We start from the raw sequence: 10582 nt of genomic DNA on the forward strand, positions 1-10582 counted from the left end.
AACCGGTTATAGATGCGCCCTATGCAGGGATCGCGCTTTGCCTTTGGTCCGTTCGTGCTTGATTCCGGTGCGGGAACGCTTCTTCGGAACGACGACCCCGTTGCCGTCGGCCATCGCGGGCTGAAGCTGCTTGCCGCGCTCGTCGGGCGGCCCGGCGAAATCCTCGGCAAGGCCGAGCTGATGGATGCGGCCTGGCCCGGCACGGCCGTCGAGGAGGGCAACCTCACCGTCCAGATCGCCCAGCTGCGCAAGCTGCTCGGCCCGGCCGAAGGCGGCGGCGAATGGATCTCGACGGTGCCGCGCGTCGGTTATCGCTTCACCGGGGCCATCGCGCCGCATCGGGTGGATCGCATGCCCCGTCCGCTGCCCGACAGGCCGTCGATCGCCGTGCTGCCCTTCGTCAATGTCAGCAGCGATCCGCAGCAGGAGAGCTTTTCCGACGGGCTGACGGAAGATCTCATCACGGACCTTTCCCGCATGCCCGGCCTCTTCGTCATCGCCCGCAACTCGGTCTTCGCCTACAAGGGCCGGGCGGCGGATGTGCGCGCCATCGCCGAGGACCTCGGCGTGCGCTACCTGCTGCAGGGCAGCGCGCGGCATGCCGGCGGGCGCGTGCGCATCAACGCGCAGCTGGTCGATGCACGGAACGGCGACCACCTGTGGGCCGAGCGTTTCGACCGCAGCCTGGACGACATCTTCGCCGTGCAGGACGAGGTCGCCGGCAAGATCGTCGAGGCGCTGCTCGGGCGCCTGCGCGCCCCGCCGCCGCGCAACCGGCCGAACAACCTCGAAGCCTACGACCTGTGCGTGCGGGCGCGCAAGCTGATCGACGATTCGCCGCAGACGGCGCGCGAGGCGCACCTGATGCTGACGCGCGCCGTCGCGCTCGACCCTCACTATGCCGAGGCCTATCGCTGGCTCGCCATGAACCACTGGATGGGCTGGGTGCACTGGGGCGAGCCGGAGGAGCCGGCCCGCCGCCTTGCCCTTGCCCTTGCGGAAAAGGCCGTCGCGATCGATCCCAACGACGCGGGCTGCCGCTGGGTGCTGGCAAACCTGCTCGCCTACGAGCGCCGCTTCGACGAGGCGGATGCGGAATTCGCAAGAGCCATCGCGCTCGATCCGAACGAGGCCGACACCTTCGCCACCCTCTCCGACATCTTCGTCCTCGCCGGGCGCATCGAGGAGGGGCTGGAGCAGATCCGCAAGGCGTTCCGGCTCAATCCCTATCCGGCGAGCTGGTACTATCTGACGCTCGGCCAGGCGCAATATGCCGCCGGCGCCTATGAAGCCGCCGTCGAGACGCTGACCCGGGACGAGACCTATCGCACGGGCTCGCGCCGTTTCCTGGCGGCAAGCCTTGCCCAGCTCGGCCGGCTCGACGAGGCGCGGGCGGAGGTCGAACTGTTCCTGGTCGCGAACCCGCATTTTTCGACCAGCCAATGGGCCGAGACGGAGCCGTTCCGCGATGCTGCGACGCGGGCGCATTTCGTCGAGGGCTACCGCAAGGCCGGCCTTCCGGCATGAGGCCGGGCGGCGGGGAAGACGAGATCAGGGCAGGGCGCGCCGCGTCCCGGCCCGCAACAGGGAGGAAACCATGGCCGATGCAAGGATGATGGCGCAGATGACCGGCAAGGAGGGCTTTATCGCCGCCCTCGACCAGAGCGGAGGATCGACGCCCGGCGCCCTCCGGCTCTACGGCATCGCCGAGACCGACTATGACGGCGAGGAGGCGATGTTCCGCCTGATGCACGAGATGCGCGTGCGCATCATGACGGCGCCCGCCTTCACCGGCGAAAAGGTGATCGGCGCCATCCTGTTCGAGAAGACCATGGACGGCGAGGCCGGCGGCAGGCCGGTGCCGTCCTATCTGTGGGAGGAGCGCGGCGTCGTGCCCTTCCTCAAGGTGGACAAGGGCCTTGCCGCCGAGGAGGACGGCGCGCAGGTGATGAAGCCGATGCCCGATCTCGACGCCCTGCTTGCCCGCGCGGTGAAGAAGGGCATCTTCGGCACCAAGATGCGCTCGGTCATCGCCCATGCCGACAGGGCCGGCATCGCCGCCGTGGTGAAGCAGCAGTTCACGGTCGGCCGGCAGATCCTCGGCCACGGCCTCGTGCCGATCATCGAGCCGGAAGTCTCGATCAAGAGCCCGAGCAAGGAGGAGGCCGAGACGATCCTGCGCGACGAGATCGCCCGGGAGCTCGATGCACTGCCGGCGGGCGAGAAGGTGATGCTCAAGCTCACCATCCCGACGGTCGCGGATTTCTACAGGCCGCTCGTCGACCACAAGGCGGTCATCCGCGTCGTCGCCCTTTCGGGCGGATACAGCCGGGCGGATGCCTGCGAGAAGCTCAGCCGCAACCACGGCATGATCGCCAGTTTCTCGCGCGCCCTCACCGAGGATCTGCGCGTGACGATGAACGATGCCGAGTTCAATGCCAGCCTCGGCAGGACGATCGACGAGATCTACACCGCCAGCGTGGTGAAGGTCTGACGGCAGGGCCGTGGCCGCGCCGGTGCGGGCGCGGCGCTTGCCCTGAAACAGCATGAAACGCACGCCGCGAACGGGGCGCCGCCTCGTTCGCGGCGTCTGCGTGTGGAAGAGGACAAGCGGGATGACGAACATGCAGGATGTGCCTTCCTCCAACACCCACCACCTCGTCGTCGTCGGTGCGGGCTTTGCCGGCCTCGCGCTGGTCAAGGCGCTGCGGTTTCCGGGGCTGCGCATCACGATCGTCGACCAGCGCAACCACCACCTCTTCCAGCCGCTGCTCTACCAGGTGGCGACGACGATCCTGCCCACCTCGGACGTCGCCTGGCCGATCCGCAACCTCTTCAAGACGCGCGCGGACGTGACGACGATCCTCGGCGAGGTGGTCGGCATCGACGAGGCGGCACGGCTCGTCCGCCTCAAGGAGGGCGCGCCGCTTGCCTACGACACGCTGGTGCTTGCCACCGGCGCCCGGCATTCCTATTTCGGCCATGACGAATGGGAGGGCGCGGCACCGGGCCTGAAGTCGCTCGAGGACGCGACGACGATCCGCCGCCGCGTGCTCCTCGCCTTCGAGAAGGCCGAGGTCTCCGGGAGCGCCGAGGAGCGCGCGGCGCTGTTGACCTTCGTGGTGATCGGCGCCGGGCCGACCGGAGTCGAGCTTGCCGGCATCATCGCCGAACTGGCGCAGCACATCCTGCCGAAGGAATTCCGCACCATCGATACGCGCACCGCCCGCGTGATCCTGGTCGAGGCGGGGCCGCGCGTCCTGCCGGCCTTTCCCGAGAGCTTGTCGGCCTATGCGCAGGCGGCGCTCACCCGGCTCGGCGTCAGCGTGCAGACGGGCGAGGCGGTGACGAACATCACGGACGAGGGCGTGCGCATCGGCGAAAACGAGATCGCCGCCCGCACGGTCATCTGGGCGGCGGGCGTGAAGGCGTCTCCCGCCGCGGCCTGGCTCGGTGCCGAGGCCGACCGGGCGGGGCGCGTGCGGGTCGGGCCGGATCTCAGCGTGCCCGGCCATCCCGAAATCTTCGTCATCGGCGACACGGCGAGCGTGCTCAACGAGGACGGCACGCCGGTGCCGGGCATCGCGCCGGCGGCCAAGCAGCAGGGGCGCTTCGTGGCCGGGCTGCTGCGCGCGCGCCTCTCCGGAAAACCGCCGCCGGCGCGCTTCCGCTACCGCCATTCCGGCAATCTCGCGACGATCGGCAGGAGCGCGGCGGTGGTGGATTTCGGCCGCATCCAGCTGAAGGGCGCGCTGGCCTGGTGGTTCTGGGGCATCGCCCATATCTTCTTCCTGATCGGCACCCGCAGCCGCATCGCCGTGGCGCTGAGCTGGCTGTGGTCCTATGCCACCGGCCGCAACAGCGCCCGCCTGATCACCCAGCGCGACATTCACCGGAACGAGCGGTAGCAAGGCCGCCGGCGCCCCTGCATGCCCGGTCGCGGCTCCGCGTTTCGGAGCCGCTGGTTCCCGTGCCTTGTTTTTCCTGCCGAATTGCCTGTCGCGGCCCTGCCCGGGGCGCGGCCTTGCAGAGCCTTGCAAGGAATCTTGCGGTGGCCGTCTTGACTGCAAGGTGCTTTGCCAACACCATCGGCGCTGCAAACAACCTTGTCGAGCGCCATGACCCTTCTCGATCGCATAAAGGCCAAGTCCAGGAAGCTGACGGAGGCGGACCAGAAGCTGATCGCCGCCATGCTGGAGAACCGCGCGGAGGCGGCGTTCCTGTCCGGCCCGCAGCTGTCCCGGCGCGCCAGCGTGCATGAGGCGACGGCGACGCGGCTGGCGCAGAAGCTCGGCTACAAGGGCTTTCCGGACCTGCGGGCCGAACTGCAGCGCGAGGTGCTGCTCGACCAGGACGCGGCCAACCGCATGCGCCGCTCGGTCGCCAAGGTCGAGCACGGCGACTACCTTTCCGACCTCATCACGGCCGAGATCGCCGCGCTGGAGACGCTGGCCCGCGCCGTGCCGCAGGCCGATGTCGACCGTGCCGCCGACATGATCTTCGAGGCGCGCCGCGTCTTCGTCTTCGGCCAGGGCCATGCCCAGTCCGTCGCCGGCTTCCTGCAGCGCCGGCTCGACCGGTTCGGCATGACGACCATCGCGCTGACGGGCCGCGGCCGCGACATTGCCGAACGGCTGGTCGGCATGGAGGCGGGCGACCTCGTCGTCGCGCTCGCCTTCCGCAAGCAGCCGCAAAGCTACGGGCCGCTGGTGCGCCATGCCGCGCGGGTCGGCGCGCGCACCATCCTCGTCTCGGATCTTGCCGGGCCGCTGATGGAGCCCGCCGCCGATCTGATGCTCGCCGCCCCGCGCGGGCGCTCGGGAAGCGAATTCCAGACCCCGACGATCCCCTTCGCCATCGTCAACGGCATCGTGCTGACGATCGCCGGACGGCATGAGCGGGAGGTCATCGGGCGATTGGAGAAACTGTCGGAGCTGTTCAACGACTTCGACTGACGTGAGAAAATGGAGGAGGAAACCATGTTGAAATGCGTATACGCATCCGCCCTCGTGGCGTGTCTCGCCCTGCCGGGCATCGCGTTTTCCGAGGATCTCGACAGCCTGACGCCGGAGCAATTGCTGCCGCTCGCCCAGAAGGAGGGCAGCGTCACGGTGTTCTCGCTGTCGAGCCGCATCGCCAGGATCGAGGCGGCCTTCGAGGCGGCCTATCCGGGCATAGACCTGATCGGCGTCGACATGAGCTCGACCAAGCAGATCGCCCGCGTGGAGGCCGAGCAGCAGGCCGGCGTCCATGCCGTCGACGTGCTCTACATCGCCGATACGCCCGTCGTCTTCACGAAGCTTGTGGAGGCAAAGCGTGTCGTGAACTACGTGCCGCCGCGCGTGGCGGACGAGCTGGAGGACCGCTACAAGGCGCCGCTGCTCACCCAGCGCCTCTCCACCAAGGTGCTGATGTACAACGAGAAGGCCTTCCCGGACGGTTCGCCCGTGACCAATCTCTGGCAGCTCACCGAGCCGGAATGGCAGGGCCGGGTGCTGATGGTCGACCCGAGCCAGCGCGGCGAACTGCTCGACCTCTTGACGGAGATCGCGCTGCATCCCGACGAGATGGCGGCGGCCTACAAGGCGCAGTACGGCAAGGACATCGAGGTCGAGGACGGCCTCGAGGGCGCCGGCGAGCAGTTCATCAAGGCACTGTTCGAAAACGACCTCATCCTTCTGCCCAACAGCGACGTGCTCAACAAGTCGATCGGCGACGTCAACGCCAAGAACCCGCCCGTCGGCTTCGGCACCTATTCGGACCGCCGCGACAACGAGAAGGAAGGCTGGGCGCTGCAGGTCGCCAACAATGTCGAGCCGGCCAACGGCATCCTCTTCCCGGCGGTGCTGACGATCGCCGACAAGGCGCCGCATCCGGCCGCCGCGCGCCTCCTGATCGACTTCATGTTCGGCGACGACACGCCGACCGGCGGGCCGGGCTTCGAGCCCTTCAACGTGCCGGGCGACTATGCGGTGCGCAAGGCGATCGCCGACCATCCCGATTCCGTCAAGCTCGGCGAGCTGAAGGCCTGGACGATCGATCCGGCGAAGACGGCGGCCGCGCGCGGCCGCATCGCCGACCTCATCATCACGCTTCAGTAACGGACCCGTCCACCGGCGCGCTTTCGGGCGCCGGTGGACGCGGAGGATCACCATGACATCCACGTCGCTTTCCGTGCCATCGGGCAGGCGCCTGCTCCGATCGGGCTTTCTCCTGCCGGCGCTGCTCATCGCCATCGTCGCCGTCCTCGTCGTCGCGCCGCTCCTGCGCATTCTCCTGTCCACGCTGACGCCCGAGGGTCTGGAAGCCTGGCAGGCGGTGCTCGCCAGCCGGCTCTCCGCCAATCTGTGGTGGCGCCCGCTCCTCAACACGATGATCCTCGGCTTTTGCGTGGCCGGCGGCTGCCTCCTGATGGGCGGCTTCCTTGCCTGGCTGGTCGTGCTCACCGACGTGCCGGGCCGGCGCTTCCTCGCCCTGATGGCGACGCTGCCCTACATGATCCCGAGCTTTGCCGCCGCGCTCGCCTGGGGCACGCTGTTCCGCAATTCCCGCCTCGGCGGCTCGGCCGGCTTCTTCGAGACGAACGGCCTTGCCATTCCCGACTGGCTCGCCTGGGGCCTCATCCCCACGGCGATCGTGCTCATCGCGCACTATTATTCGCTCGCCTACACGATCATCGCCGCCGCGCTCAGCTCCGTCGGGGCCGATCTCGTCGAGGCCGGGCAGATGGCCGGCGCCAGGCGCCCCCGCATCTTCTTCGGCATCATCCTGCCGGTCGTCACGCCCGCGCTGGTCGCCGCCGCCTCGCTCACCTTCGCCGGCGCCGTCTCCAACTTCGCCGCGCCCGCGCTGCTCGGCCTGCCGGTGCGCATGCAGACGCTTTCCACCCGCCTCTTCGGCATGATCGAGACGGGGCAGAACGAGCGCGGCTTCGTCATCGCGCTGCTTCTGATCGCCGTCTCGGCGCTGTTCCTCTTCCTCTCCGACCGCATCGTCTCCGGCCGCAAGGCCTTCATCACGGTCACCGGCAAGGGCGGGCGCACCAAGCGCTTTCCGCTCGGCGGCTGGCGCTGGCCGCTCTTCGCGCTCGCCGTGCTCATCGGCTTCGCCACCACCGTCCTGCCCGTTCTGGTGCTCGCGGCCTCCAGCCTTGCCCCGCAGAGCGGCGCGCTGTTCTCCAACTGGACGCTGCATTTCTGGATCGGCGAGGGCGGCGGCCAGATGGCGCAGGGCCAGGCCGGCATCTTCCGCAATCCCGTGCTGCTCGATGCGCTCTGGACCACGATCCGCCTTGGCCTCGTCGTCGCCTTCACCACCATGCTGCTCGGCCTTGCGCTCGCCTATACGATCGTGCAGCGCCGCGGCAGCCTCATCGCCACCGTGCTCAGCCAGCTCGCCTTCCTGCCGCTGCTGATCCCGAGCATCGCCTTCGCCGCGGCCTATATCGCGCTCTACGGCGCGCCCATCGGTCCGCTGCCCTCGCTCTACGGCACCTTCGCGCTGCTGGTCATCGCGGCCTCGGCGCACAACCTGCCCTTCGCCGTGCAGTCCGGCCGCTCCGTGCTCGGGCAGATCTCGGCCGATATCGAGGAAAGCGCCCGGCTGACCGGCGCGAGCCTCGTGCGGCGCCTCTTCGCCATCATCTTCCCGCTGGCGATCCGGGGCCTGTTCGCCGGGGCGATCCTCGTCTTCGTGAAGATGGTGCGCGACCTCTCGCTGGTCGTGCTGCTCTTCACCGCCACCTCGCCGGTGCTCAGCATGGTCGCCTACCGCTATGCGGCCGAAGGCTTCATGCAGTTCGCCAATGCCATCACCCTCGTCATCCTCGTGGTCTGCCTTGCGGCCTCCTTCCTCGCCCATGGCCTGCAGAACCGCGTCCAGAAATGGAAAGAGACATGAACGCCCTTGCCACAGGCGCCGCGGACGCCATCCAGATCCGCAATCTCGTCAAGCGGTTCGGTGCCTTCACCGCCGTGAAGGACGTCGACATCTCCGTTCCGCCCGGTGCCTTCCTGGTCCTCGTCGGCCCGTCGGGCTGCGGCAAGTCGACCCTGCTGCGCATGCTGGCCGGCTTGGAAAGCCCGAGCGAGGGCGAGATCGCCTTCGTCGGGCAGACCGTCTCCAGCGGCGCGGGCGGCGTCATCGCCGATGCCGGCCGGCGCAATGCCGGGCTCGTCTTCCAGAGCTACGCGCTCTGGCCGCACATGACCGTTGCCGGCAACATCGCCTGGCCGCTGAAGGTCGCGAGATGGCCGCGCGAAAAGCGCGAGCGGCGGGTGAGGGAGGTGCTCGCCCTGCTCGGCATCGACGCGCTTGCCGAGCGCTATCCGGCCGAGATTTCCGGCGGCCAGCAGCAGCGCGTGGCGATCGCCCGCACCATCGCACCCGAGCCGAGCATCCTGCTTTTCGACGAGCCGCTGTCGAACCTCGACGCCAAGCTGCGCATCGAGATGCGCAGCGAGCTGATGCGCATCCACCGGGCGACGGGCGCGACCTCGGTCTACGTCACGCATGACCAGGTGGAGGCGATGACGATGGCGACCCATGTCGCCGTGCTCAACAATGGCCGCGTCGAGCAGTTCGGCAAGCCGATCGACCTCCTGCGCAACCCTCAGACCACCTTCGTCGCCACCTTCCTCGGCACGCCGCCGGCCAATCTCCTGCCGGTGCGCCGGGAGGGCGACGCCCTCCTCTTCAACGACCTCGCCCTCGCGCCGGCCGCGCTCGCCGGCGGGCGGGCGGAAGTGCAGCTCCTCTACCGCGCCGAGGATGTCGGTGTCGGCGTCGTTGCCGGCATGCCCTCGCTGACGGCGCGCTTTGCCGAGGCCGCGCCGATCGCCGGGCGCACCATGGTGACGGCGATGATCGGCGAGCTGCGCATCACCGGCATGGCGGACGGCTATTTCACGGCAACGCCCGGCGAGCCGATCCCCCTCTCGTTCATTCGCACACCCGATGCGGTCTTCGCCGCCACTGGAGAAAGGATACATCAATGAGGCTGATCCTCATGCGTCACGGCGAAACGGAATGGAACGCCGAGCAGCGGCTGCAGGGCCAGGACAATTCGCTGTTGTCCGAGCGCGGCGTCGCCCAGGTCAAGCGCTTCCGTCCCTATGCCAGGGCGCTGAAGCCGGCCCGCATCATCGCCTCGGATCTCGGCCGCACCCGCCAGACCGTCGCGCTCATCGGCCATCCCGACGCCCCCTCCGACGAGCGGTTCCGCGAACTCGACATGGGCGCGTGGACGGGCCTTCGCAAGCCGGACCTGATCGCCGACCATCCCGAGGACTACGTCGCCTGGCGCGCCGGCACCTTCACCCCGACGCGGGGCGAGACGTGGAGCGCCTTCCGCGGCCGCGTCGCCGACGGCGTGCACGACTGGATGTCCCGCACGGAGGGCGATCTGCTGATCGTCGCCCATGGCGGCGTCATCCGTGCCGTCTGCCACGAATTCCTCGACCTGCCGCCCTCGCGCGTCGTTCCCGTCACGCCGGGCACCGCGACCATCCTCAACTTCCCGCAAAAGAACGGCGCGGCCGCCCAGCTCGAAGGCTACAATATCGGCTCCGTCGCGCCGGACGTTTCCGTCGCCGATTGAGACGGGGCAGCGGGCATCCAGCCCGTCGGTGCCGCGCGTTTTCCGCGGCACCCTAGCCGGTCACCGGCCGCTGGCGGGGGAGGCGCCGCTCAGTCGAGCACGGCCATGCGCAGCTCGGCCTCGCGGCCGAGCTTGGTCATCCATTCGGTATATTGCGGGCGGCTCCTGATCTGGCGGCCGTAGTGCCGGCCGAGCGCGGCCGTCAGCTCGCCCCCGCGGCCGAGCTGCGCGTCGGCAAAGCCCACCATCTGCGAATTCGGCCAGGCCTGCGGACGGATGGCGACGAGGCGGGTGAAGAGGTCTTCGGCCGGCTCGTCGGGGCTGGCCTGCGCCATCAGGGCCAGCATGGCGGCCGTCGAGCGCGACACGCCCATGTGGCAATGGACGAGGAGGTGGCTCGGCGCCGCGCGGTCCTGCCGCGCCTGGAAATCCGCGCCGAACTCAAGGATCGCCTCGACATGGTCCGGGCGGGGCATCACCTGGTCGGGCAGCGCGGCGATGATGTCGTGGAAGCGCAGCGTCGTGCGGTGGTGCCGCCCATAGGTGGCGAAGGTCTCGAGCTCGGGAAGGTCGGGGTCGACGATGGACAGCACATGGGTCACCTTGCGGTCACGCTGGCTGGGCAGTTCCTCTATCCCGCAAACCGTCAGTTCCGGGGTGAAAATCACGTCCATGGTCTTTCCTTCCAATCCTGTCTGCCTTGGCGCGCCGCCTCTCCCGCGCCTTGCACGAAGGCAGGGTGGAAGCGTGGCGCCCGCCGCCTGTTTGTACGACAGCCGCGAGCGGGCCGATAGAGCCAAATTCCCGGGGCTTGCGCGGAAGATCGGGCGGTGCGGCCGGCTGCCGCCATCGTGCGGGACGGCGCCTATGATCCGGCGGAGTAGAGGTCGGCATAACTCTCGCGCAACACGTTCTTCTGCACCTTGCCCATCGTGTTGCGCGGCAGGTCCTCGACGAAGAGCACGCGCTTGGGCTGCTTGTAGC

The 10582-nt window shown here is 68.8% G+C and carries 9 protein-coding genes; 8 read left to right on the plus strand and 1 reads right to left on the minus strand.

The window, feature by feature from the left end; genetic code table 11:
* Window positions 1-21: 21 nt before the first annotated feature.
* The 8 genes from MUU56_RS20490 (at window position 22) to MUU56_RS20525 (ending at window position 9598) form a co-directional block, all read left to right on the plus strand.
* Window positions 22-1527 (plus strand): winged helix-turn-helix domain-containing tetratricopeptide repeat protein, encoded by a 1506-nt coding sequence (locus tag MUU56_RS20490; protein ID WP_244769132.1) that lies wholly within the window; start codon window positions 22-24, stop codon window positions 1525-1527.
* 70 nt (window positions 1528-1597) lie between these two features.
* On the plus strand, window positions 1598-2494 hold the full coding sequence (locus MUU56_RS20495; protein ID WP_244769133.1) for a fructose bisphosphate aldolase: 897 nt from the start codon (window positions 1598-1600) through the stop codon (window positions 2492-2494).
* A gap of 130 nt (window positions 2495-2624) precedes the next feature.
* Entirely contained in the window at window positions 2625-3908 is a 1284-nt protein-coding gene (locus MUU56_RS20500) for an NAD(P)/FAD-dependent oxidoreductase (protein ID WP_244769151.1), read from the plus strand.
* A 210-nt stretch (window positions 3909-4118) separates the two neighbouring features.
* Window positions 4119-4955 (plus strand): MurR/RpiR family transcriptional regulator, encoded by an 837-nt coding sequence (locus tag MUU56_RS20505; RefSeq protein WP_244769134.1) that lies wholly within the window; start codon window positions 4119-4121, stop codon window positions 4953-4955.
* Window positions 4956-4979: 24 nt separating this feature from the next.
* Entirely contained in the window at window positions 4980-6101 is a 1122-nt protein-coding gene (locus MUU56_RS20510) for an ABC transporter substrate-binding protein (RefSeq protein WP_244769135.1), read from the plus strand.
* Between the two features lie 52 nt (window positions 6102-6153).
* Window positions 6154-7899, plus strand: a complete 1746-nt coding sequence (locus MUU56_RS20515) for an ABC transporter permease (RefSeq protein ID WP_244769136.1) — start codon at window positions 6154-6156, stop codon at window positions 7897-7899.
* The gene (locus tag MUU56_RS20520) at window positions 7896-8996 is read left to right on the plus strand and encodes an ABC transporter ATP-binding protein (RefSeq protein ID WP_244769137.1); all 1101 of its coding nucleotides are present in this window, start codon (window positions 7896-7898) and stop codon (window positions 8994-8996) included. Before MUU56_RS20515 ends, MUU56_RS20520 begins: the two co-directional genes overlap by 4 nt.
* Window positions 8993-9598, plus strand: a complete 606-nt coding sequence (locus tag MUU56_RS20525; RefSeq protein ID WP_244769138.1) for a histidine phosphatase family protein — start codon at window positions 8993-8995, stop codon at window positions 9596-9598. Before MUU56_RS20520 ends, MUU56_RS20525 begins: the two co-directional genes overlap by 4 nt.
* A gap of 89 nt (window positions 9599-9687) precedes the next feature.
* On the opposite strand, the gene MUU56_RS20530 is transcribed toward MUU56_RS20525, so the two are convergent.
* Window positions 9688-10272, minus strand: coding sequence for a tyrosine phosphatase family protein (locus MUU56_RS20530; RefSeq protein WP_244769139.1), 585 nt, complete (start codon window positions 10270-10272; stop codon window positions 9688-9690).
* Window positions 10273-10582: the final 310 nt, after the last annotated feature.

The sequence above is a fragment of the Shinella yambaruensis genome (assembly GCF_022899355.1).
GTDB classification, from domain to species: domain Bacteria; phylum Pseudomonadota; class Alphaproteobacteria; order Rhizobiales; family Rhizobiaceae; genus Shinella; species Shinella yambaruensis.

Coding starts and splice junctions, on each gene's coding strand:
- MUU56_RS20490 (WP_244769132.1), top strand. CDS start 22: ATGCAGGGATCGCGCTTTGCCTTTGGTCCGTTCGTGCTTGATTCCGGT.
- MUU56_RS20495 (WP_244769133.1), top strand. CDS start 1,598: ATGGCCGATGCAAGGATGATGGCGCAGATGACCGGCAAGGAGGGCTTT.
- MUU56_RS20500 (WP_244769151.1), top strand. CDS start 2,625: ATGCAGGATGTGCCTTCCTCCAACACCCACCACCTCGTCGTCGTCGGT.
- MUU56_RS20505 (WP_244769134.1), top strand. CDS start 4,119: ATGACCCTTCTCGATCGCATAAAGGCCAAGTCCAGGAAGCTGACGGAG.
- MUU56_RS20510 (WP_244769135.1), top strand. CDS start 4,980: ATGTTGAAATGCGTATACGCATCCGCCCTCGTGGCGTGTCTCGCCCTG.
- MUU56_RS20515 (WP_244769136.1), top strand. CDS start 6,154: ATGACATCCACGTCGCTTTCCGTGCCATCGGGCAGGCGCCTGCTCCGA.
- MUU56_RS20520 (WP_244769137.1), top strand. CDS start 7,896: ATGAACGCCCTTGCCACAGGCGCCGCGGACGCCATCCAGATCCGCAAT.
- MUU56_RS20525 (WP_244769138.1), top strand. CDS start 8,993: ATGAGGCTGATCCTCATGCGTCACGGCGAAACGGAATGGAACGCCGAG.
- MUU56_RS20530 (WP_244769139.1), bottom strand. CDS start 10,272: ATGGACGTGATTTTCACCCCGGAACTGACGGTTTGCGGGATAGAGGAA.